Here is a 22199-nt window from a genome sequence, read left to right as displayed (position 1 = left end):
TTGACCAATAAACGCTATCTTTCCTTTAATTATATTCAACCTGCTAATCCAATTATCGATGTTTTCCTGTAATAAATACCTTTGTTATTTTTTAGTATTGGGCTTGGCCCTTTTAAATTTCGACTGCAAAACGGAAAAGAAGAAAGAGCAATCCAAAGAAGAAATTTCCAAAGATTTGAAAGATGCACCAAACATAGAAAAAAGTGAATATGGAACCACACCGGAAGGCGAAAGCGTTGATCTTTATACGCTAAAGAATGGCAATGGGGTAACTGTGGACATCATTACCTACGGAGGTATCATCACCTCCTTAAAAGTTCCGAATAAGAAGGGAAATTTGGAGAATATTGTTTTGGGCTATGATTCACTGGACCTTTATTTGGAAAAGAACCCATTTTTCGGGGCTCTTGTAGGTCGATATGGAAATCGAATCGCGGAGGCCAAGTTTACCCTAAACGACATAGAGTATTCCTTGGCCAAAAATAATGGGGAGAACCATCTACATGGTGGGGAAAAAGGGTTCGACAAGGTGATTTGGAAAGCATCACAGGAAAAGGACCAGGATTTTGTGGCGCTAAAGCTTGCATATATCAGTAAGGATATGGAGGAGGGTTATCCGGGAAACCTTGATGTATTGGTCACCTATATCCTAACCAATGATAATACCTTACGGGTGCTCTATGAGGCAACTACCGATAAGACCACCATAGTAAACCTAACCCAGCATTCCTATTTTAACCTTTCCGGGAATTTTTCAGAGACCATATTAGACCATGAAATGATGCTCAATGCCGATCATTACCTTCCTGTAGATGAAGAATTGATTCCTTTGGGGGAATTGGCATCAGTGAAAGGCACGCCATTCGATTTTACCACACCCAAGACCATTGGTGCGGACATTGAAAAGGACCACGAGCAATTGAAAATAGGTATAGGTTATGATCATTGCTGGGTATTGAACGGGCAGGATACCGGTTTACGTTCAATAGCAAGGGTCTATCATCCTGAAAGTGGACGTGTTATGGAAGTCTTTTCAACGGAACCGGGAGTTCAATTTTACACCGGTAATTTCTTGGAAGGTACATTGCCTAAAAAAGGAGGTGGTTTTTATGGACAAAGGAGTGGTTTTTGCCTGGAAACACAACACTATCCGGATTCTCCCAACAAACCGGACTTCCCTTCCGTGGTCCTAAATCCTGGGGAAAAGTATACTTCGGAAACCTCATTCCAGTTTTCTGTGCAGTGATACCGAGTTTTCAAGGAAATCAGTTCCAGAGCATCGCTGAAGAAGTATTGGAGAAATCATTCCACGATAAATTGTTTATTCCAATGTGTTTTTAGTAAGTAGGCCTGGAAAGAAATAAAAATAGCCAAGCTTAAGAATCCATAGACCAATGCATCCGGAAGCTGAAAACTGTTCAATGCAGCAACAAAGGCATCCATTTTGAAAAAATCCAAGTTCCATGCCGGCAGGATCGTAAATTCCGAATTTTCGGGTTTTAGAAAGACAAAGCCAAAGAAAACGCTTAATAAAACAGTAGAAACCCACCATACGTAGCGCGGAATTAAAGGACGATATGAAAATATTTCCGCCCTTTGGTTTTCTTGTTGAATCTTGGAGATTACGGAAGCCGTAAAATTAGCAGAAGGTTCCTCCAATCCGGATTCCTGAATTATCTTTTTATAAAAAGCGTCCAGTTCTTTATTTTCGTCCTTTTCCATGGTTCCTTTAAATTTTTTCTTGTAATCTATCTTTTAGAATTCCTCCCAACCGTTTACGGGCCCTAAATAACTTTACCTTCAAGGTGTCCGGACTTGCATCCATTACTTTGGAAATTTCCTTTAAGGAAAGCTCTTCAAAATAATGCAAGGTAAGTATTGTAGCATAGTCGGCCGGTAGTTCCTGCATCGCGCTTTTAATGGTTTCTTTCCTTGTATCAATTTCAAATTGGTCCAGGACTGTTTTAAGATTTGTCCTATTGTGTTCCCCATATTCCTCGATTAATGTCGTTTCAGGCATTCTGCTTAATTTTTTTACATAGTCCAGACTACGGTTATAGGCTATTTTATAGACCCAGGTGGAAAACTTTGAATCACCCTTGAAACTTGGTAATGCCTTATAAACTTTCAAGAAGGTGTCCTGAGCTACTTCTTCGGCTTCCTCATTGTTCCTAACCATACGAACAGCCAAAGTATAGACCATATGTTTATATCGGTCTACCAAAACCGAAAAGGCATTGATATCCCCTTTGATAACTTGATCAATATAATGTTGGTCTTGTTGAAGGCTCATTACATTCCATAGGACATTGAAATTACAAAGGAGGTTACACTTTTCTGAAAAAAAATTACTTTTTGTGTAACCTTAAAAAAGTTGTGACCGTCCTATGGGACAAACAAGTTTAATTTATGAATCGAACTACCCGACATCGGGTAAACTAAAAACAAATCAAATGGCAGCAGCAATTTTAATACCCGTTAGTTTTTTTTTGGTGGTTTTCGCGATCACCTACCTTCATTATTCCACCCGTAACAAGGAACGCCTAGCCCTCATTGAAAAAGGGGCGGATGCCAGCATCTTTGTAAAGGGAAAAAGGGAAAGGCCATCAGCGGTCTGGAAAATACTCATTTTAAACATTGCCCTTTTACTTATGGGTATTGGAGCCGGGATTGTAATCGGTGGCATTTTGGCCACCAATCTTAATGTGGACTGGGAGATTGCCATGCCAGGATGTATCTTCCTTATGGCAGGTACTGGGCTCTTAGTAGGCTTCTTCTTAACCAAGAAAATGGATAAAGAGGATTAGGAAATCTCTATTTTGTTAAAACGTGACCAAAACCATCGCAGAACCGCGATGGTTTTTTACTTTTAGGGAATGCATATTACTTCTACCAATATCGGCCGGCCAACTACCATTATTTGGAACGACAAAAAGGAACAAACAGGCATTTACAAATATCCGGTCTCCGAACCTTTGCTCTTGGAAAAGGAATCTGTTGCCAAGGATACGATTTCAAATCGCAAGGTACATGGTGGTGTTCATAAGGCATGCTATCTCTTTTCCAAAGATCAATATCCCTATTGGAAAGAACTATATCCGGACTTGACATGGGATTGGGGAATGTTTGGAGAAAATCTTACCGTAGCAGGGCTGGATGAGACTCAAATCCGTATCGGTGACATCTTTCAGGTAGGTACGGCCTTGGTACAAGTCTCGCAACCTCGGGAACCTTGTTATAAATTAGGAGTCCGTTTCGGTAATCAGGACATATTGCGGCAGTTTATAGACCATGGTTTTTCTGGTATGTATGTACGGATTTTGGAGGAAGGACAAGTAAAGACTGGTGACATATTGCAATTGGAACGAACTTCTGAAAATCCTCTTACTGTTAAACAATTTTTTAACTTTCTTTTTGAGCGAAAGAAAGATCCCGATATTTTACAACTGGCAATAGCAAATACCGCCTTGCCTGAACGTAAAAGGGAACGGCTAAAAAAATACTTGTAGTGGGGGCATCCTATCCTTGGCATCTTTACCTTATGGCCACTGTTTATGTGGTGGCTGGCCTAATGCATTTCATAAAGCCCAAAATGTATCGGCAAATTTTGCCCGCTTATCTGCCCGGTCATAAAATTCTGGTTACGCTGAGCGGATTGGCGGAGATTATTCTGGGGATTGCATTATGTTTTACCGAAACTAAAGATTTGGCCATTTACGGTATTATAGGAATGCTCACATTTTTTTTGCCGGTACATTTTCATATGCTATTTAACAAAAAGGCTTCCATGGGCCTTCCCCAGTGGATGTTGATTTGGCGAATTCCCTTGCAGTTTGCGTTAATGTATTGGGCTTACCTCTACTTACCCTTTTAAATGAAAAGGCCCCGAAGGATCGAGAACCTTCAGGGCCAAAAAATCAACTCAACTTAAACTAATTTAGTTAACAACAATGTCTTCATAATGAACCGAACTGTTATCCCTTACGATTACGGTATAATTACCGGAATAGGCATTTTTGAAGTTAAACGCTTTTTCAACAAGTGTGTCATTATCAAGGGTTTCCTTAAAAACCATTCGGTTATCACTGTCCACCACCTTAATTTCGACTTTTTTGCCTTCTAAGTTCAAAAGGTTCAAGTAAACCATATCATCTACTTTTCTGAACACAGGTTTAACCTTTTCCTTTCTTTTTGCGACACCAACCTTGTCATTGACATTTATGGTATAAGTGATTTTTTTCAAGGCATTTTCAGCTTCCAATAGGTAATCCCCTTCCTCCAAGTTTTTTAAATCGAATTTCTTGGTATACACCTTGGTATCCAAAATATCCTCGGAATAGATAACGTTACCGTCGGCATCGACAATCTTAATATAGGTGTCCTCTTCCTGGGTGTCCCATTCAAAAACAAGGGCTTTGTCATTCGCCTTGTTGATAACTCTAAGTTTCGGTTCTTTTGCCACAGCTGTAGTTGCTACTAGCAATAGGGCAATAATTGTTGTAAATTTTAGAATCGTCTTCATAACATTTTGTTTTAGGGTTACTAAATAATTTACAGGGCAAACTTACCGCCGTATCTCTGCCTATACTACCGCTCGATTTTCTTATTTCTATGCTATTTTAACCTGTGAATAGGTTAAAAAATTGTTAACAGGTAATATTGCATATATTTTGGGTAATTTTGCATAGTCTTCTTCATAAGACCCGACGTAATTTTAGTTTTGTTATGAAGAACGAAATGACATCCCTAAGACCTGCTTTTGAAGCTATAGAACCCAACTTTGGGCACTCTTTCACGTATCAAAAATTCGATTCGCAAAAGAACAATAAAAACAATTCCTGGCATTACCATCCGGAAATCGAACTCGTCTACGTGAATGGCGGCTCTGGAAAACGACAGATAGGTAGCCATGTATCCTATTACGGTAATGGGGACCTTATACTTATAGGAAGTAATTTGCCTCATTGTGGATTTACCAACGCATTGACCGGAAATGAAAGCGAGACCGTAATACAGATGAAAGCCGATTTTTTAGGAAACGACTTTTTCAATATACCGGAAATGAAAAAAATTCAAAGTCTCTTTGAAATTGCTCAGGGAGGCATCGCTTTTTCGGGAAAGACCAAAAGAAAAATCGGAGAAAAAATGGAAATCTTGGAGTATCAAGGTGATTTTCAAAGGTTGCTTTCCATTTTGAATATCCTGAACGAACTTGCTATTTCCCAAGACTTTAAGGTTTTAAATGCCGAAGGCTTTTCAATGAAGACCGAGGTAAAGGACAATGATCGCATCAACAAGGTCTTTAACCATGTAAAGGCCAATTTTAAGGAAGAAATTTCGTTGGATGATATGGCAGATCTGGTAAGTATGACGGTGCCCTCCTTCTGCAGATACTTTAAAAAAATTACCAACAAAACCTTCGTTCAGTTCGTTAACGAATACAGATTGGTACATGCTTCAAAGCTTTTGGCGGAAAAACCGATGAGCATTACGGATGTATGTTTTGAGAGCGGATTCAACAATTTTTCACATTTTAATAAACAATTCAAGGCTTTTACTGGACAAAATCCTTCTGAATATAGAAATCAGCTGAAAAAAATCTTGAACTAATGGCGTCCTTTTTTCAGGAAGAAGTTATACTTGACTTGCCGGATAGTGAAATTGTTTATTATCCGTGCTTTCTGAGCAAAAATGAGGCCGACATCTATTTTGAACTTCTGAAAAGAACAGTGCCTTGGCAACAGGATACCATTAGAGTTTTTGGAAAGGAATATCTCCAACCTCGATTAACTTCCCTTTATGGGACCAATGACAAAACCTATTCCTATTCCAACATCACGATGAAACCCTTACCCTTTAGCAACGAAATGCTGGACATAAAGCAAAAAGTTGAACTCCAAGCAAAGGTAACGTTTACTACTTGCCTTTTAAATCTTTACAGGGATGGAAAGGACAGTAATGGTTGGCATGCGGATGATGAGAAAGAATTAGGAACCAACCCAGTAATAGCCTCCCTGACCTTAGGTCAAGAACGTTTTTTTCACCTAAAACATAAAAAGGATAAGACCCTTAAACAAAAAATACTTCTGGAACACGGCAGTTTACTGATCATGGGCGGTGAGACACAAGGTCATTGGCTACATCAAATTCCAAAGACGGCAAGACCCATTGGAGAGCGAATTAACCTAACCTTTAGGGTCATAAAATAAAAAATCGGTCTTCTCCAAACCGATTTTTTAGGACCCTTTTATAAAACTAAGCACTGCCTTTGACTTTCGGGTTATTTAGCCAATCTCCTCGCACTTAACTTCAGATACAATAACTCCAAATCTTGTGCCAGGGTATATCAAATCGACCAATCCCCGATTTTTTTGGTCCAACTGTTCCCAAAATTTACCCTAGTTCCCTAACTTTAACTTTGTGAATAGGACGAAAAAAGTGTTTTCAAAACCAGAATTGGATAGAATCATAGAAATGGCATGGGAAGACCGCACACCATTTGAAGCCATACGGATTCAATTTGGGATATCGGAACAAGAAGTCATAGACCTCATGCGTAGGGAAATGAAAGCAAGTAGTTTCAAGATGTGGCGTAAAAGGGTACAGGGTAGAAAGACCAAGCACTTTAGACTAAGGTCAGAAAATGTATCAAGGTTCAAATCATCCAGACAAAGACCTATTTCGGGGAACAAGATCTCAAAGCGCTAAATATCTCAAAACTCTCGGGAAATAGATCCCAATTCATCTAAAACAGGTCATTCAATATTTTGGCCAATCGCAACCCTCCTTTCTGTAATTGCCGTTCCACGGTAGGCCACCACTTATATCCGTAACGATAGTATAACTTCTCCCCTACCTCCACGGATTTATAAAGTTCGTTCGCCAGATCTTGGGATTCCTCTACCCACTTATAAATATCCCCGGCCTGAATCGATTTTTGTTGCTTTTTATTCAATTTGGGTAAGGAGGCCGCCAGTTCCGTGTAGCTCATTCCATAATCCTCTATCATATTGGTATCCCAGACCTTGTGTAAGTTACTGTTCCTATTAAACCATTGTACCTGAATGTCATTTCCGCCCCTGTCCTCTAGACGACCTACGTGCATAGGCTGATGAAGATCACCCACAAGGTGAATCAACATCTTTAGATAAAAAGCCTTATCCGTTATCGAACTGTTTTTGTTCTTGATAACCTGTTTGCATTTTTCAATACCTATGATAACATTGCTATAAGGACTTGGTTCCACATCGGAGTACATTTTGTCCCGCGGATAATTCACGTAGTGCCAAGCATTGAACTTTCTGAAGTTGGTGTCTGCCTTAATTTCATCCGCAAAGTTGGACACAGCCGCCAAACTTTGGCCGTTTAACAATCGGGCAATGGTCTTTTTGGCCTTCCTGTTTAGATGTTGTTGAGCTACTTCTCCAATGACCCTGTGCCCGGTCTTGGACCAAAATGGCATTCCTGCGAACGAAAATTGTACGGTTAAAAGAAAAAACAGAACAAGCCTTTTCATACATTCTACTTTGCACCAAAAATAGAGAAACCGTTGTAAGGTATTGTTAAAAACTAGGCCGTTTCCTTTTTTTAATTTGATATTGCAATACAAAATTGGTTCTATTGTTGTTTAAAAGAATCAAATCGCCTTATCTAAGATATGGGCTTATAGCGATTTGTTCCTTGACCGTAGCCCTAATAGTTTTTGTCCTCAGCATTTATTTTGGGGCTTGGGGCAGATTGCCCTCAAATAAACAGCTATCCCATTTACAATACCAAAAGGCTTCAGAGGTATATACGGCGGACAGTGTACTGATTGGCAAATACTATCTGTACGATAGACAACCTATTCCCTACGAAAGCTTTCCCCGGCATCTCTTGGATGCCTTAATTGCCATAGAGGATGAAAGGTTTTTCAGCCATTCGGGAATCGATTATCCCAGTTTGTTCCGGGTGGCCTTCAAGACAGTTCTAATGCAGGATCAATCCTCGGGAGGTGGAAGCACCTTGACCCAGCAATTGGCCAAAAACCTCTTTCCGAGAAAAAGGCGTAAACCCGTTTATATCATTATACACAAAATCAAAGAAATGATCATTGCTTCCCGCTTGGAGGATATATATTCCAAACAGGAAATTCTTACCCATTATTTGAATACGGTTTCTTTCGGAGATAACACTTTTGGCATTGAAAGTGCCTCGCTGAAATTCTTTAACAAACGGGCCATACACTTAAAAATAGAGGAAGCCGCTACCCTTGTGGGAATGCTTAAGGCTACCTATGGCTATAATCCCAGAATATTTCCTAAAAAAGGTTTTAACCGCCGAAATCTGGTCTTGAAATCCATGACCCGTAATGGTTTTCTAACAGAAGAAGAAAGGGACAGTATTGCAAAAATTCCTTTGAAGTTAGATTATAGGGAGTTTGATCATAATCAGGGCCTAGCACCCTATTTTAGAGAGGAAGTACGTAAACAACTGCAAAAATGGAACACGGCCGAAAAGGAAAAAGGAAATGACTACAATATCTATACATCCGGCCTTAAAATTTATACCACCTTGGATTATACAATGCAGATGTTGGCCGAGGAAACTATGTCGAAGCATGTAAAATCATTACAACGGAAATTTGAAAAAAGTTATGGTTCCAAAGCCCCATGGATCCAGGATAAAAAGCTAATAGAGAAGTTGGTCCGCAAAACACAAACTTATCAAAAACTAAAGGCTTCCGGATGGGGGGAAAATGAAATTATGGACTCCCTGCGCCAGAAAAGAAAAATGGAACTGGCCGACTGGGATGGTAAAAAAATGATAGAGGCAAGTGTTTTGGATAGTATTTCCCACTACATGAAGTTTTTAAACACAGGGTCCTTGACGATTGATGCAGGGAACGGAGCGGTAAAAACGTGGATTGGAGGAATAAATTATAAATATTTTAAGTACGACCATATTTCCCAAAGTAAGCGACAGGTTGGTTCTACCTTTAAACCTATTCTATATACGGCCGCCCTGGAGAATGGTATTGCCCCTTGCACTTATTTTTCGGCACAGGAAGTGGCGTACAAAAATCTTGAAGGATGGTCCCCGAGCAATTCCGGTAAAAAGGACGAGACATACCTTAACTACTCTATGGAAGAGGCTTTGAGCAACTCAGTCAATACCGTGGCCGTAAAAATATTGGAGAAGACGGGGATTCTTGAGACCATTGAGCAGGCCAAGATGATGGGCATAACGGCAAAACTGCCCGACAAGCCTTCCCTGGCATTGGGAACAGGAGAAATACGGCTTGATCAACTGGCTGGGGCGTATGCTAGCTATGTAAACGACGGTAGACCTGTAAAGCCTTATCTCATACAAACCATTACCGACCAAAAGGATTCCATTTTGACGGTTTTTGAACCAAAAATTGCCAAAAAACAGGCTTTTTCAGAAGAAAATCGACAAATTATGCTCCAAATGATGAAATCTACAGTGGATAAAGGAACGGCATCCCGCATACGATCCACCTATACGTTGAAAAACCATTTGGCCGGTAAGACCGGGACTACACAAAACAATAAGGATGCTTGGTTTGTGGCGTTAACGCCAAAATTAGTACATGTTACGTGGGTTGGTCTGGACAACCATGAAATCGGCTTTAAAAGTACTACTCTTGGTCAGGGAGCCAACGCAGCCCTTCCCATTTTTGCTCTTTGGTTTCAGAAATTGAACCAAGATACTTCTTTCAACGCCATTACCAATGCCAAATTTGAAAAGCCTGACGAGACAGTCGTCCAAAAACTGGATTGCCAACCCGTAAAGCGTGATGGATTTTTTAAACGTTTGTTCAAAAACCCAAAAAAGAAGAAAACCAAAAGATTCAAGAATCGGAACTCTAATCCCTAATAATAAAAAAATAGTATTCTTATAAAAAGGAGGCAAGCGGAAAATGGCATCTTACCGCAACATATAGTACAAACTTTTGTAAGGTATTTGAAAAGCTAAAAAACTTGATTCGAGGGAAATAGAATAGCCAACTTAATGTGTTTTATCAAGAATCGAAGCATGGCCAAAAAACCGCTTAAGAAAGTAAGTAGCCTAAAAAGTTTGGCATTTTTTTAACGTAATAAACGTTTAAATTTGGTGTCCGACTAATCCACTACCAATGCCAAGACCAGTTCTTGCCCTTGTTCTTTTTCTGTGTTTATCGTCTCTTTTCGGACAAAGCGAAAAAAAGTCTTTCGTTGTAAAATACGTCGATACCGCGTTCAAAATCGATGGGGTTCTCGATGAGGAAGCCTGGAAACTGGCGGAAAGCGCCAATGATTTTCAACAGTATTTCCCTTCGGATTCCATTCTTGCCGAGTACCAAACGGACATAAAAATGATTTACAGTGCCACCACGCTTTATGTGGGAATTAGGGTAAACACTCCAGGCAACAACTATGTTATTCCTTCTTTGGAACGTGATTATAGGGCGGGAGGCAACGATAACATCAGCCTGCTTTTCGACACCTTCAACGATGGCACCAATGCATTCCTTTTTGGTATGAACCCCTATGGGGTAAGGCGGGAAGCCTTAATTTCCAATGGAGGACAGGGCACTAGTGGTTTTACCACTTCCTGGGATGTGAAATGGAAGGGAGAAGCGAAGCAATACGATGGCTACTATACCGCCGAGATGGCCATTCCACTGACCTCCTTTAAATTTCCCGAGGGGATTGCCAAATGGCGTTTTCAAAGTTATCGCTTCGATATGCAGAAGAATGAGACCAGTGTATGGTATCCAATTCCCCAAAATCAATTGATCTTTAATCTCGCCTTCATGGGCGATATGATTTTTGAAAAACCTTTGGGCAAATCCCGTACGCCGTTGGCCATTATCCCATATATTAATGCCATTGCGGACAAAGACTATGATTTGGATATCACGGAGACCAACCTAAAAGTTGGAGGGGATGCCAAGGTGGCCATAGGTAATGGTTTAAATCTAGACCTTACCTTGAATCCCGACTTTTCCAATGTAGAGGTGGATGATATCTTTACCAATCTTACGCGTTTTGAAATCTCATTACCGGAGCGAAGACAGTTTTTTGTAGATAACAACGACCTTTTTGGAAGTTTTGGGGGGAGTAGGGATGCCAATCCTTTCTTTTCCCGTAGAATAGGTATAGCTACCGATAGTTCCGGAAATTCCGTGCAAAACAGGATAATTGGTGGTGTAAGGTTAAGTGGAAAATTGAACGAGGATTGGCGATTGGGCGTCTTAAATATCCAAACGGATGAAAATTTGGATACCGAGATTGCCTCGAACAATAACATGATGATCGCCTTGCAAAAAAAAGTATTTGCCCGCTCCAATTTTGGATTGTTCTTCATAAATAGGCAAACATTCAAGGATTATGATTTTGTTGCCCCGGAAGAGGAGTACAACAGGGTTTTGGGCATTGACTACAATTTAGCCTCAGAGGACAATACCTGGGTCGGAAAATTCTATGCACATAAATCCTTTCAACCAGGGGACGACGAGGACAACTATTCCGTGGGTGTTTTTTTAAGCCGAAATTCCAGATATTTCAACGTTTTTACCGATTTCGTCTTTATTGATGAGGATTTTGAGTCGGATTTGGGTTTTGTGCCCAGGAAGGACATTATAAAGTGGGCCACTTCCCTTGAAAAAGTATTTTGGCCAAAAAAAGGCCCAATAAACAATCATTCCATAGAGTTTTTTCCAATCGTTACTTGGAGGCCTGGATTGGATTATATGAAAACTGATCATGAACTACAGGCAAGCTGGAATTTTGAAACCCGGAACTTCTCGGAGTTTGGTATAGGATTTTCCAACCAATTTATCTTTTTAGCGAATAGTTTTGACCCTACGGGTACCGAAGGTGGCATTCCGCTTCCGGAAAATCAGGGGTATCATTTTAACTCGGTCTTTTTAGGATATGAGTCTAACCAAGCCAATGTGCTCGCATTTGAAGGAGAGGCCGCCATAGGCCGTTTTTTTAATGGGGACCGTTTTTCGATTGAAGGTGAAGCTACTCTACGATTACAACCCAAGGTACGATTGGGCTTAAATATTAACTATGATAAAATAACCCTTCCCAATCCCTTTCCAAGTGCGGATTTATGGTTGGTGAGCCCTACAGTCAACGTTACCTTCAACAAGTCCATTTTCTGGTCTACCATATTCCAATATAGCAACCAAAGGGATAATCTGGGTATCAACTCAAGATTACAATGGCGGTTTGCTCCCCTATCAGATCTATTCCTGGTTTACAACGACAATTATTTTGTAGACCGATTCTCACCTAGGTTTCGGTCTATAAATTTAAAATTTACCTATTGGCTCAACATCTAACGAAGATGAAGAAACATAGGTCAATGGCCGTTCCTTAAAACATCGTTGAGGAAATTTAAACCTATGGCACCTCAACCTGGCTATGTTCTTGTATTTGAACTTGATTTAATTATATTTGGCCATGTTGTCCTAAAAGGTCCTAAAATGAACCAACTACCCTTGACCGAAGATACCGTTACGTTTGGACTGTTATGCCTATGTTTGGGCTTTGTCTTTTATACCTCTTCCCTAAAAAAAGGCTTTTGGAAAAAGTTCTACACAGTGATTCCCACCTTGCTGATGTGTTACATGCTACCGGCGGTTTTAACCAGTTTGGGAATTATTTCGGAGGAAAGTTCCAATCTGTATTACATCGCCAGCCGCTATCTATTACCGGCCGCCTTGGTGCTTATGACCCTTAGTATCGATTTAAAGGCTATATTGAATCTAGGATCTAAGGCCCTGATTATGTTCCTTACAGGGACCATAGGTATTATCATTGGAGGTCCTATCGCTATCCTCATCGTATCCGTATTTTCTCCGGACACGGTAGGTGGCAACGATTTTGATGCCGTATGGAGAGGACTGACCACCATTGCCGGAAGTTGGATCGGAGGGGGCGCCAACCAAGCGGCCATGTTAGAGGTATTCCAGTACAATCCAAAGAAATTCGGGGACATGGTTCTGATAGATATTGTTGTGGCCAATATTTGGATGGCCATTATTCTTTTGGGGATTGGCAAATCCGACCGCATAGACAAATGGCTCAAAGCGGACAACTCTTCGATTGAAACACTAAAGGCAAAAGTATCGGCCCATACGGAAAAAATTACCCGGATTACTTCGCTATATGACTATATCATTATGTTATGCTTGGCCTTCACCGCAGTAAGTTTAGCACACTTCCTTGGACATCATTTTGCCGAGTTTTTAGAGAATAATTTTGAAGTTATCCGAAATAAGGAAAAGGCCCTTTCTTCTTTAGGGTCCAAATTCCTGTGGATGGTCGTTTTTTCGACCATGGTAGGAATCGGGTTGTCCTTCACCAAGGCAAAAAACTTTGAAGGTGCCGGAGCGAGTAAGGTTGGAGGCATGTTTATTTATATTTTGGTCGCTACCATAGGAATGAAAATGGATTTAAGCCGATTTTTGGAAAATCCCGGTTTGATAGCAGTCGGACTCATTTGGATATCCATTCACGCGGGACTATTGATACTAGTGGCGAAACTGATTAAAGCGCCTTATTTCTTTCTGGCGGTTGGGAGCCAGGCCAATGTTGGGGGAGCCGCATCGGCTCCCGTTGTCGCAGCCGAATTCCATCCTTCATTGACCTCGGTCGGTATTCTTTTGGCCGTATTGGGTTACGTGGTGGGTACTGCCGGAGCCTATATTTGTGGGCTTCTTATGGAAATTGCCGCTGCGGTTTAAAATTCAATAAAGTTTAGTGATATTTGCCCCGTTAAAAAACAGATATGAAAAACTTATTACTTTTTATTTCAACATTTCTGCTATTGGTTTCTTGCGGAGATGATGGTAATGAAAATACCATGGTCGTCACAGGAAATGTAAAAGGCTTAAAAAAAGGAACGTTATTCTTGCAGCATATTCCGGATTCAACATTGGTGACCATCGATTCCCTTGTGGTGGACGGTGATGGAAACTTTAGTTTTAAGACCAACATCGAAAGTCCAGAAATTTTCTATCTATACTTGAACAAAAAAGATAACAACGACATTAACGACCGAATTACTTTTTTTGGGGAACCCGGCCAAATCAGCATCACCACTTCATGGAACACTTTTGACATTAACGCCAAGGTTGAAGGTTCCGAGACCCAAAAAAAATTAGAGGAATACCGTAAAGTAATGTCGCGTTTTAATTCAAAAAATCTTGAATTTATGCAGTTGGCTGCCAACACCGAAAACCCTTTGGATTCACTGCAAATGGATTCCGTTCAAAGATTAAGCGATAAAAACATACAAAGAGGTTATGCCTTTGCACTCAATTTTGCGTTGAACAATAAAGATTCACATATCGCCCCGTATATTGCACTTACCGAAGTGGCAGATGCCAATATTAAGTATTTGGATTCCATTTACAGCTCTTTGGCTGCGGAGGTGGCCAATGCCAAGTATGGCATTGCCTTAAGGGATTATCTGGACAATTTGAAAAAGACGGAATGACAACTTATCTATTCCCCAAGAGCATTAACCTTTTTTACTAGGGCAGTGGCCTTTTTCTCCAAATCATCCCGGACCTTTTTAAGATGGGCCTTCCTGTTTTCCACTTTCTTCTGATTTACCTTGGAGATCAAATCATCAAAAGTCACTATAGCATCATCAATAATCTTCTCACCCTCTTTTGATACTTTGTTGCCGTTTGTGGCCTCAACGATATAAACTGCATCTATAATGTCTCCCAACACATCGTTGATGTTCTTTTTTAAGTCTCGTATACTTGCCATTTCAGATTCTTTTTTGCTAAAATAAGGTTTTTGAATTTGGTCAAATCGTCACCTCTAAAAGTTTTACGCCATTTGTTCTTAGGGAAACGAAATTAGAGTTGGCCGCAATCAAGACCGTCTCTCCTTTTTTAACCAAAGTAGAACCAAATTCGTTCTCAATATCTACCGAGCCATCCACGCACATGTAGATGGTAAAGGAATCCCTTAAGGATAAATCCTCCTCCATATTCTTGGAAAGGTTGATAAAATTGGTCTTAAAATAAGGACAATCCACCATAGGGTTTATCGTATCCTTCGCCGTTGGGTAAACCACTTTAAAATCGTCCCTTTTTTCATAATCTATGGCATCCAAGGCCAAATCTGTATGTAGCTCCCGTAGATTTCCGTTTTTGTCCTTCCGATTAAAATCGAATACACGATAGGTAATATCCGAAGTCTGTTGTATTTCCGCCAACAATACCCCTGCACCGATAGCATGAATCTTTCCGGTATTGATAAAAAAAGTATCTCCCTCTGAAACCTTTTCATAATTCAACAACTCCAAAAGTGTATTGTTTTCAAGGCTACCCATGTATTCTTCCTTGGTAACATTTCGATTGAACCCCACAATAAGGCTGGCATCCTTTTCTGCATCCATAACATACCACATTTCGGTCTTTCCAAAGGAGTTATGGCGTTTTTTCGCCAAGTCATCATTGGGATGCAATTGTATTGAAAGGTCTTGTTGGGCATCAATAAACTTTATAAGAATGGGAAACTCCTTTCCAAAACGCTCGAAAACACTTTCTCCAAGTAATTCCACAGGGTGTTTGTCCATTAATTGCTGTAGGGAGATACCCGCCAATTTGCCTTGGGCAACTTTCGAAACATCACCGGAAACCCCGGATAGCTCCCAGCTTTCACCAGTAATATCATTTGGTATGGATTTTTCCAATACCTTTTTCAATCGGGTACCGCCCCAAAGCCTCTCCTTTAATATGGGCTCAAATTTTAAGGGATAGAATTTCATTCGTTACTTTCCGCTTTTAGGGCTTTTAAGGCCTTTTGCATATGTCTTGATGCATTGACACTATTAAAAACCAGGATAATTTTTCCTTCTTTGTTCACTACATAGGTTTCCCTTCCCGGGAGCATACCAAAAAAATTGTCTTCTACCTTAAAAAGTCGTTTTACCTTTTTTTGGGTATCCGCCAATAGCACAAATGGCAATCGATATTTTGATGCAAATTTACGGTGCATTTTTTCGGAGTCCGAGCTTATTCCAATAACCTCCGCCCCCAATTGGGCAAACTGTTCATAACTGTCTCTAAAAGAACAAGCTTCTGCGATACATCCGGGGGTATTATCCTTAGGATAAAAATAAATGACCAATGTCTTCTTTCCTAAGACATCCTTAACATGGAAGGTCTTTCCCTCTTGGTCCGGCAGTGAAAAGTCCGGAACGGTGTCTCCAACTTTTAATCCCATAATCAACCGGAATAGGTTACAAAATTGCGAGGAGTCTCATACAAGACAATCTCCAGTCTTTTGTTATGATCAATATGAGGCCTAAGTCTATTCCAAATAACCACGGCGATGTTCTCTGCAGTTGGGTTTAGATGCTTAAATTCGGGGACCTGGGTATTCAGGTTTTTATGATCAAGGGCGTTTTCCACTTTTTCCCGTATCAGCTCTTTTAAGACCTTCATATCCATCACGAAACCCGTTTCCTTATCTATTTCTCCGGTAACACTCACTATTAATTCATAGTTATGCCCATGGTACTCCGGATTGTTGCATTTTCCGAATACCGTATCGTTCTTTTGTTCTGTCCAATCTTGGCGAAATAATCTGTGCGCTGCATTAAAATGAGCCCTTCTACTGACTTTAACCTCCATTTCTATGAATCTTCACGGATGATATATTCATAAAACCTCTCGAAAATAATCTTGAACCAAACCGTATAACGATGAGGGTTATTCATGATATCCCTTTTGATCAATTCCGGTTTCATCCATTTCCAATCCGCTACTTCCTCCGTGTTGATAATTGGAACATCATTGTAATTGCCCATCATTACATGATCCAATTCATGCTCTGTAAGACCATTGTCAAATGGTGCCTTGTACTTGAATGAAAAAAGTTCCTTCAACTCCGTTTCAAAGCCCATTTCTTCAAATAATCTACGCTTTCCGGCTTGAGTATTGGTTTCACCTACGCGCTGGTGGCTACAACACGTATTGGTCCACAATAAAGGTGAATGATATTTATTGGCAGCACGTTGTTGAAGCATGGTCTCGCCGTCGTCATTCATAATGAAAATAGAAAAGGCCCTATGAAGTTTGGCCTTTTCATGAGCTTCCATCTTAGGCATGGTCCCTATCTGCTCATCTTGATCGTTCACTAAGATAACCTCTTCTTCCTTCATATCGTAAAAATAAGACCTTTGGCCAACTTTAGGGTCAAGGCGCTTATAAAAAATATTGATGAAAGAATTTGAATTAATATGAATTGGCTTCTTCTTTAGAAGAACCTTGGCGATTTTAAGTTGCCTTTGGTAGTTATAAAATCGTATCGAAGTATTACCTCAAACGAGCCATCATTGAACCTTGCGCTACCCAATTCCGTGGTCTCCTTGTCATAGGCGATGCCTATAAGAAATTTATTGGATATTTGAAATCCCGCCATTCCACTAAAGGCCGCATCCCATCGATATGCACCTCCAAGAATAAACTTTTCGCTCATCATGAAGTTGGCGGAGATATCAACTTGCAGTGGTGCCCCCTGGGTCACTTTGGTCAGTAATGCTGGCTTAAACTTTAAAAATGGGTTTACATCCCATACATAGCCCGTTATAAAATAGAAGTTCATCTGTTCCTTAGCTGTTGAAAGGGAGGACTCATCAAAATGGGAGGTTTCCAAAAATCTGGGAACGGACAATCCTGCATAAAATCTATTGGTATGATAATAGACCCCAGCTCCGATATTCGGGCTAAGCCGATTATCTATATTTTGTTGTAAAGTCTGATCTGGAGCAAATTGATTGAGTTCGGAAAAACGAACGTCCAAAAGATTGGCACCGGCTTTTAGTCCAAAGCTTAACCTGCCTTCAACGGATGTATAAATGGTATACGAAAAGTCTACGTCAAAGTTTGTCTCCGAAGTGGGGCCTATTTGATCGTTGACTATGGAAAGTCCCATTCCAACCCCCCGATATCCAATAGGAGAGTGAATGTTGAAGGTTTGGGTCTTGGGAGCACCATCCAAGCCAACCCATTGTGACCGGTGTAGCGCCGCAACACTAATATGCCCCCTTGATCCTGCATACCCGGGATTTACGCTCACCGTGTTATACATATATTGGGTATATTGGGCATCTTGCTGTGAATACATCGAATTCGCGATCAACAAAACCAAAATGAGCATAGGAAAAACTATCCATCTGATCGAAATTGTATGTTGGGCGAATTTTAGCATCTTTATCTATTTATGTATATATAGCCCGAAAGCGATTGCTGGTTTCCGTTATCATCCTCATAGTCCAGTATATAGAAATACGTTCCTACAGGTAATTTATTGTCTACATCAACGGTGACCCTCCCTTGTGACGTACCGTCAAAAACATTTCCTTGGGTATTGTAGCTATTTGTGGAATAGACCTGTACTCCCCATCGGTTATAGATTCTAATCGTGTTGTTGGGGAAATTCTCCAAGCCACTAATTTGAAGAACATCGTGTACGCCATCTCCGTTAGGGGTAACTACATTAAACACCTCCACTTCATCATCCTCACGGTTAGGTTCAAGATAATCTGGGGTACCATCACCATCAGAATCATCATTGGCATAGTTGCCGTCTCCGTTCATATCCTCCTCTACAGTTCGTAAAGCATCTCCGTCGTCATCCGTATCCCTATAATCGGGTTCATCATCGCCGTCGGTATTCGGTAAATCGTTGTAAGGATCATCAATTTCGTCGTTCACGTCCAAATCAATGGCAGTAGTACCTTCATAGCCATCGTCCAGGCCATCGTCGTCCTTATCTGAACCAATTAATGTTACATCTGGCACTCCATCTTGATTGTAATCATGTCCCTCTATATTATCCGGCACATTATCATCATCACTATCCTCGTCTAGGTAATCTGGAAGAAGGTCTCCGTCCGTATCAACTGGAAATATTCCTAGGGAACCACTTTCATATGCGTCGTCTAGCCCATTATCATTGGTATCCGTACCACTTGGTGGAATATAGCCAGAAGTTGTTTGTGCCTCTACATTATCCGGAATACCGTCATTATCACTATCGATATCCAGATAATCCGGGAATCCGTCGCCGTCCGAATCTGTGGGGTCCGTGGACGGGTCGTTATCCGCATCGAGATTCAAATCCTCAAAACTATCTACTATCCCATCGTCATCACTATCCAAATCAACTCCCATAGGATTGACTACCACAGTAATGGTGGCGGTATCGCAATTGCCAGAATTATCGCAAAGGGTATACGTAAACGTGTCCGTTCCTATAAAACCAGCATTTGGTATATAGCTAACGTTGTCATCGGAAGGATTGTTGGGTGTAGCATTATCATTAATGGTCGCAATCCCATCCGTGGGATTTGTAAGGGTCAAGGTTCCTATTGTTGGCAAATCATTATCATTGGCCAGGATATCAATATCTATGGCAGTGTCCTCCGTAGTTGCAATGGAGTCATCAAAAACGTCCAAAATGGGCAATACATCAACAGTTACCGTGGCTGTACTGCAATCTCCAGTTGTGTTGCAAACGGTGTAATCAAAAGAATCCGGTCCATTGTAATCTGGATCCGGTATGTAGGTTAGAATATCATCCGTTGGATCATTTGGTGTCCCATTTGTATCAATATTCACCGTACCATTCGCGGGATTTGTGGTAGTCAAATTTCCCGCTGTTGGTAAATCGGAATCATTGGCATAGATATCCACGATGACAGATTCATCCTCATTGGTAGTAACCAAATCATCTACCAAAGTAGCTGCCTGTTGCAAGCAAACTACTGTAAAATTGGGTAAAGCAATGGAGTTGCCCGCCTTGTTCAGTGTTGCTGTATAACGAGTCACCGAAGTGGTAGCGGTGACTACCGGCATCAAGGGATCTCCGGATACGGCCGGCGACCAACTTACCGTTGCACTACCGCTTACGTTAGCGGAAATATCCAGCGTAACTTGATTATCTGGTGCCGTACAATCCGTTAGAATAAAATACCCTGTAGCATTGGAACCACAAAGCGTACCGTCATAAGTTGCAAAATAGACCCCAGGTGTTGAAGTTTCATAAAAGAAATCAGTTCCTAGAACCGTACTGGTGTCCGATGCCTCATACCATCTATAGTTACTTTCATCGGTACTATTGGGTGCTTGCAACAAAAACTGCGCATGGGATACACCCATTCCCAATAGGGTAAAAATCATACCGAGGAAAATAATCTTGTATGTGCAGGGGCGTATCAAATCGATTAATGCAGTTTTTGGTTTATCGAACTACGAAGACCACATTTATAAGACTATTATAATCCGGTGGCGTTCCTACTACATCATATTGCATTACTCCAGTGGCGCTAATACTATCTATATTTAGAACGGCCGGATCGGCATAGGTCACATAATAATACAGTTCCGTATTTGCATAGGTCGGTACGGCTGCCGGGGCTCCTGCACTCGCCATGGTTGGTGTTCCAAATTGATTTATATATTCATCATACAGATTAATAGTGACGTTGTTGGCTAAAGCTGATGCATCTATTGCAATAGACGGTGGATAGAATATACGTGCAGCCTTTGATGTGATCGGAGCTATATCTTGGATAACATCCTCAACTGTCGTCTCCGTATTTCCATCTCCATCAACATCGACCGGGGTGTCCGAGTCAACCTCGGAAGCAACTTGGTCATCTGTTTCATTTATAAATAGACCATTGTCCGTACCTATTCCCAAATCGTTATCAGTATCGGATGAAATATTTACCTGAAGACCAACATTTTCCAATAATGAGTTTGCAGGAGTACCAGTTAGGGTAATGGTACCGTTTGGGGAAGTAATACTACCGTCTCCCGATAATGCGGTCACATCAACGTCAAGTCCTACGTCCTCGAAGAGGGAATTGGCAGGGGTACCGGTAAGGGTTATCGTGCTGTTCGGGGAGGTGACGCTACCATCGGCCAAGGCGGATTCGTCCACATCAAGGGTGACATCCTCCAACAATGAGTTGGCCGGCGTACCGCCCAAGGTCACCGTACCGTTAGGGGAAGTGATAGATCCGTCGCCCGTCAGTGCCGTCACGTCCACATCGAGGCCTACGTTCTCCAACAAGGAGTTCGCCGGGGTGCCTGTTAATGTTATGGTGCTATTTGGGGAAGTTATCGACCCATCTCCTGTAAGTGCGGTCACATCAACGTCAAGTCCTACGTCCTCGAAGAGGGAATTGGCAGGGGTACCCGTAAGGGTTATGGTGCTGTTCGGGGAGGTCACACTGCCATCGGCCAAGGCGGATTCGTTTACGTCCAAGGTAACGTTCTCCAACAATGAGTTGGCCGGAGTACCGCCCAAGGTCACCGTACCGTTAGGTGAGGTAATCGATCCGTCGCCCGTCAGTGCCGTAACGTCCACATCAAGTCCTACATTCTCCAACAAGGAGTTTGCCGGGGTGCCTGTTAGCGTTATGGTGCTATTTGGGGATGTGATACTGCCGTCACCGGACAATGCGCTGACGTCCACATCAAGGGTGACATCCTCCAACAATGAGTTGGCCGGAGTACCGCCCAAGGTCACCGTACCGTTGGGCGAGGTAATACTACCATCTCCCGATAATGCGGTCACATCTACATCGAGGCCTACATCTTCCAATAAGGAGTTCGCCGGAGTGCCTGTTAGTGTTATGGTGCTATTCGGTGAAGTGATACTGCCGTCACCGGACAATGCGGTCACGTCAACGTCCAATCCTACATCCTCAAAGAGGGAATTCGCAGGGGTACCGGTAAGGGTTATCGTGCTGTTCGGAGAGGTGATGCTACCATCGGTCAAGGCGGATTCGTTCACGTCCAAGGTAACGTTCTCCAACAATGAATTGGCCGGCGTACCGCCCAAGGTAACCGTTCCGTTAGGGGAAGTGATAGATCCGTCGCCCGTCAGTGCCGTCACGTCCACATCCAATCCTACATTCTCCAACAAGGAGTTGGCAGGTGTTCCCGTTAATGTTATGGTGCTATTTGGGGAAGTGATACTGCCGTCACCGGATAACGCGGTCACGTCCACATCAAGTCCTACATTCTCCAACAAGGAGTTCGCCGGTGTGCCTGTTAGCGTTATGGTGCTATTCGGTGAAGTGATACTGCCATCACCGGACAATGCGGTCACGTCAACATCAAGCCCTACGTCCTCGAAAAGGGAATTGGCAGGGGTACC

Annotated in this window: 23 protein-coding genes; 11 read left to right on the top strand and 12 right to left on the bottom strand. The window is 41.6% G+C overall.

The window, feature by feature from the left end:
- The first annotated feature begins 58 nt into the window (after positions 1 to 58).
- Entirely contained in the window at positions 59 to 1246 is a 1188-nt protein-coding gene (locus Q0993_RS00120; protein WP_299528512.1) for an aldose epimerase family protein, read from the top strand.
- A 56-nt stretch (positions 1247 to 1302) separates the two neighbouring features.
- Here the strand turns inward: Q0993_RS00120 and Q0993_RS00115 are convergent, their stop codons facing one another.
- Both Q0993_RS00115 and Q0993_RS00110 read right to left on the bottom strand, forming a co-directional pair.
- On the bottom strand, positions 1303 to 1722 hold the full coding sequence (locus tag Q0993_RS00115; protein ID WP_299528509.1) for a hypothetical protein: 420 nt from the start codon (positions 1720 to 1722) through the stop codon (positions 1303 to 1305).
- A 7-nt stretch (positions 1723 to 1729) separates the two neighbouring features.
- Positions 1730 to 2293, bottom strand: coding sequence for a sigma-70 family RNA polymerase sigma factor (locus Q0993_RS00110; RefSeq protein WP_299528506.1), 564 nt, complete (start codon positions 2291 to 2293; stop codon positions 1730 to 1732).
- 160 nt (positions 2294 to 2453) lie between these two features.
- Between Q0993_RS00110 and Q0993_RS00105 the strand changes: the two genes are divergently transcribed.
- From Q0993_RS00105 to Q0993_RS00095, 3 genes are all read left to right on the top strand, one after another.
- Positions 2454 to 2807, top strand: a complete 354-nt coding sequence (locus Q0993_RS00105; RefSeq protein WP_299528503.1) for a DUF6249 domain-containing protein — start codon at positions 2454 to 2456, stop codon at positions 2805 to 2807.
- A 69-nt stretch (positions 2808 to 2876) separates the two neighbouring features.
- A complete protein-coding gene (locus Q0993_RS00100; protein WP_299528500.1) occupies positions 2877 to 3509 on the top strand; it encodes an MOSC domain-containing protein in 633 nt (210 codons plus the stop codon).
- Positions 3510 to 3541: 32 nt separating this feature from the next.
- Entirely contained in the window at positions 3542 to 3874 is a 333-nt protein-coding gene (locus Q0993_RS00095; protein WP_299528880.1) for a hypothetical protein, read from the top strand.
- Between the two features lie 63 nt (positions 3875 to 3937).
- Here Q0993_RS00095 and Q0993_RS00090 read toward each other — a convergent pair whose 3' ends face one another.
- Positions 3938 to 4522 carry a hypothetical protein gene (locus Q0993_RS00090; RefSeq protein WP_299528497.1) on the bottom strand — a complete coding sequence of 195 codons (585 nt, stop codon included), beginning with the start codon at positions 4520 to 4522 and terminating at the stop codon, positions 3938 to 3940.
- A gap of 215 nt (positions 4523 to 4737) precedes the next feature.
- Between Q0993_RS00090 and Q0993_RS00085 the strand changes: the two genes are divergently transcribed.
- From Q0993_RS00085 to Q0993_RS00075, 3 genes are all read left to right on the top strand, one after another.
- Positions 4738 to 5610, top strand: coding sequence for an AraC family transcriptional regulator (locus Q0993_RS00085; RefSeq protein ID WP_299528877.1), 873 nt, complete (start codon positions 4738 to 4740; stop codon positions 5608 to 5610).
- Positions 5610 to 6209, top strand: coding sequence for an alpha-ketoglutarate-dependent dioxygenase AlkB (locus tag Q0993_RS00080; protein ID WP_299528494.1), 600 nt, complete (start codon positions 5610 to 5612; stop codon positions 6207 to 6209). Before Q0993_RS00085 ends, Q0993_RS00080 begins: the two co-directional genes overlap by 1 nt.
- A gap of 211 nt (positions 6210 to 6420) precedes the next feature.
- Entirely contained in the window at positions 6421 to 6708 is a 288-nt protein-coding gene (locus Q0993_RS00075) for a TIGR03643 family protein (protein ID WP_299528492.1), read from the top strand.
- A gap of 37 nt (positions 6709 to 6745) precedes the next feature.
- Here Q0993_RS00075 and Q0993_RS00070 read toward each other — a convergent pair whose 3' ends face one another.
- On the bottom strand, positions 6746 to 7516 hold the full coding sequence (locus Q0993_RS00070; RefSeq protein ID WP_299528489.1) for a S1/P1 nuclease: 771 nt from the start codon (positions 7514 to 7516) through the stop codon (positions 6746 to 6748).
- A 107-nt stretch (positions 7517 to 7623) separates the two neighbouring features.
- Between Q0993_RS00070 and Q0993_RS00065 the strand changes: the two genes are divergently transcribed.
- The 4 genes from Q0993_RS00065 (at position 7624) to Q0993_RS00050 (ending at position 14499) form a co-directional block, all read left to right on the top strand.
- Positions 7624 to 9879 (top strand): transglycosylase domain-containing protein, encoded by a 2256-nt coding sequence (locus Q0993_RS00065; RefSeq protein WP_367279571.1) that lies wholly within the window; start codon positions 7624 to 7626, stop codon positions 9877 to 9879.
- A 259-nt stretch (positions 9880 to 10138) separates the two neighbouring features.
- On the top strand, positions 10139 to 12337 hold the full coding sequence (locus Q0993_RS00060; RefSeq protein WP_299528483.1) for a DUF5916 domain-containing protein: 2199 nt from the start codon (positions 10139 to 10141) through the stop codon (positions 12335 to 12337).
- Positions 12338 to 12481: 144 nt separating this feature from the next.
- Positions 12482 to 13744, top strand: a complete 1263-nt coding sequence (locus tag Q0993_RS00055) for a DUF819 family protein (RefSeq protein WP_299528480.1) — start codon at positions 12482 to 12484, stop codon at positions 13742 to 13744.
- A 44-nt stretch (positions 13745 to 13788) separates the two neighbouring features.
- Complete coding sequence (locus Q0993_RS00050) at positions 13789 to 14499, top strand: DUF4369 domain-containing protein (RefSeq protein WP_299528477.1); 711 nt, start codon at positions 13789 to 13791, stop codon at positions 14497 to 14499.
- Between the two features lie 8 nt (positions 14500 to 14507).
- Here Q0993_RS00050 and Q0993_RS00045 read toward each other — a convergent pair whose 3' ends face one another.
- The 8 genes from Q0993_RS00045 to Q0993_RS00010 all read right to left on the bottom strand — a co-directional run.
- On the bottom strand, positions 14508 to 14780 hold the full coding sequence (locus Q0993_RS00045; RefSeq protein WP_299528474.1) for a hypothetical protein: 273 nt from the start codon (positions 14778 to 14780) through the stop codon (positions 14508 to 14510).
- A gap of 40 nt (positions 14781 to 14820) precedes the next feature.
- Positions 14821 to 15789, bottom strand: coding sequence for a type I phosphomannose isomerase catalytic subunit (locus Q0993_RS00040; protein WP_299528471.1), 969 nt, complete (start codon positions 15787 to 15789; stop codon positions 14821 to 14823).
- Positions 15786 to 16247 (bottom strand): peroxiredoxin, encoded by a 462-nt coding sequence (locus tag Q0993_RS00035; protein WP_299528468.1) that lies wholly within the window; start codon positions 16245 to 16247, stop codon positions 15786 to 15788. Before Q0993_RS00035 ends, Q0993_RS00040 begins: the two co-directional genes overlap by 4 nt.
- Positions 16248 to 16249: 2 nt before the next feature.
- Complete coding sequence (locus Q0993_RS00030; protein WP_299528465.1) at positions 16250 to 16657, bottom strand: 6-carboxytetrahydropterin synthase; 408 nt, start codon at positions 16655 to 16657, stop codon at positions 16250 to 16252.
- 2 nt (positions 16658 to 16659) lie between these two features.
- Positions 16660 to 17187 (bottom strand): isopentenyl-diphosphate Delta-isomerase, encoded by a 528-nt coding sequence (idi, locus tag Q0993_RS00025; protein ID WP_299528462.1) that lies wholly within the window; start codon positions 17185 to 17187, stop codon positions 16660 to 16662.
- A 95-nt stretch (positions 17188 to 17282) separates the two neighbouring features.
- Positions 17283 to 18185: a type IX secretion system membrane protein PorP/SprF gene (locus tag Q0993_RS00020; RefSeq protein ID WP_299528874.1), complete on the bottom strand. Its 903-nt coding sequence runs from the start codon at positions 18183 to 18185 to the stop codon at positions 17283 to 17285.
- A gap of 53 nt (positions 18186 to 18238) precedes the next feature.
- Positions 18239 to 20209 (bottom strand): gliding motility-associated C-terminal domain-containing protein, encoded by a 1971-nt coding sequence (locus Q0993_RS00015; RefSeq protein ID WP_299528459.1) that lies wholly within the window; start codon positions 20207 to 20209, stop codon positions 18239 to 18241.
- A gap of 61 nt (positions 20210 to 20270) precedes the next feature.
- Positions 20271 to 22199 (bottom strand): hypothetical protein (locus Q0993_RS00010; RefSeq protein WP_299528456.1); only part of this gene is annotated, 1929 nt, incomplete at its 5' end.

The organism is Ulvibacterium sp., from assembly GCF_028285715.1.
In the GTDB taxonomy this organism is placed as follows: Bacteria; Bacteroidota; Bacteroidia; order Flavobacteriales; family Flavobacteriaceae; genus Ulvibacterium.
Note: the sequence above shows the minus strand (reverse complement) of the source record. Positions and strands in the feature narration are given on the sequence as shown.

What these genes read in the sequence shown, in the direction of transcription:
- Q0993_RS00120 (WP_299528512.1), top strand. Translation starts at nt 59, where the DNA reads ATGTTTTCCTGTAATAAATACCTTTGTTATTTTTTAGTATTGGGCTTG.
- Q0993_RS00115 (WP_299528509.1), bottom strand. Translation starts at nt 1,722, where the DNA reads ATGGAAAAGGACGAAAATAAAGAACTGGACGCTTTTTATAAAAAGATA.
- Q0993_RS00110 (WP_299528506.1), bottom strand. Translation starts at nt 2,293, where the DNA reads ATGAGCCTTCAACAAGACCAACATTATATTGATCAAGTTATCAAAGGG.
- Q0993_RS00105 (WP_299528503.1), top strand. Translation starts at nt 2,454, where the DNA reads ATGGCAGCAGCAATTTTAATACCCGTTAGTTTTTTTTTGGTGGTTTTC.
- Q0993_RS00100 (WP_299528500.1), top strand. Translation starts at nt 2,877, where the DNA reads ATGCATATTACTTCTACCAATATCGGCCGGCCAACTACCATTATTTGG.
- Q0993_RS00095 (WP_299528880.1), top strand. Translation starts at nt 3,542, where the DNA reads ATGGCCACTGTTTATGTGGTGGCTGGCCTAATGCATTTCATAAAGCCC.
- Q0993_RS00090 (WP_299528497.1), bottom strand. Translation starts at nt 4,522, where the DNA reads ATGAAGACGATTCTAAAATTTACAACAATTATTGCCCTATTGCTAGTA.
- Q0993_RS00085 (WP_299528877.1), top strand. Translation starts at nt 4,738, where the DNA reads ATGACATCCCTAAGACCTGCTTTTGAAGCTATAGAACCCAACTTTGGG.
- Q0993_RS00080 (WP_299528494.1), top strand. Translation starts at nt 5,610, where the DNA reads ATGGCGTCCTTTTTTCAGGAAGAAGTTATACTTGACTTGCCGGATAGT.
- Q0993_RS00070 (WP_299528489.1), bottom strand. Translation starts at nt 7,516, where the DNA reads ATGAAAAGGCTTGTTCTGTTTTTTCTTTTAACCGTACAATTTTCGTTC.
- Q0993_RS00060 (WP_299528483.1), top strand. Translation starts at nt 10,139, where the DNA reads ATGCCAAGACCAGTTCTTGCCCTTGTTCTTTTTCTGTGTTTATCGTCT.
- Q0993_RS00055 (WP_299528480.1), top strand. Translation starts at nt 12,482, where the DNA reads ATGAACCAACTACCCTTGACCGAAGATACCGTTACGTTTGGACTGTTA.
- Q0993_RS00050 (WP_299528477.1), top strand. Translation starts at nt 13,789, where the DNA reads ATGAAAAACTTATTACTTTTTATTTCAACATTTCTGCTATTGGTTTCT.
- Q0993_RS00045 (WP_299528474.1), bottom strand. Translation starts at nt 14,780, where the DNA reads ATGGCAAGTATACGAGACTTAAAAAAGAACATCAACGATGTGTTGGGA.
- Q0993_RS00040 (WP_299528471.1), bottom strand. Translation starts at nt 15,789, where the DNA reads ATGAAATTCTATCCCTTAAAATTTGAGCCCATATTAAAGGAGAGGCTT.
- Q0993_RS00035 (WP_299528468.1), bottom strand. Translation starts at nt 16,247, where the DNA reads ATGGGATTAAAAGTTGGAGACACCGTTCCGGACTTTTCACTGCCGGAC.
- Q0993_RS00030 (WP_299528465.1), bottom strand. Translation starts at nt 16,657, where the DNA reads ATGGAGGTTAAAGTCAGTAGAAGGGCTCATTTTAATGCAGCGCACAGA.
- idi (WP_299528462.1), bottom strand. Translation starts at nt 17,187, where the DNA reads ATGAAGGAAGAAGAGGTTATCTTAGTGAACGATCAAGATGAGCAGATA.
- Q0993_RS00020 (WP_299528874.1), bottom strand. Translation starts at nt 18,185, where the DNA reads ATGCTCATTTTGGTTTTGTTGATCGCGAATTCGATGTATTCACAGCAA.
- Q0993_RS00015 (WP_299528459.1), bottom strand. Translation starts at nt 20,209, where the DNA reads ATGATTTTTACCCTATTGGGAATGGGTGTATCCCATGCGCAGTTTTTG.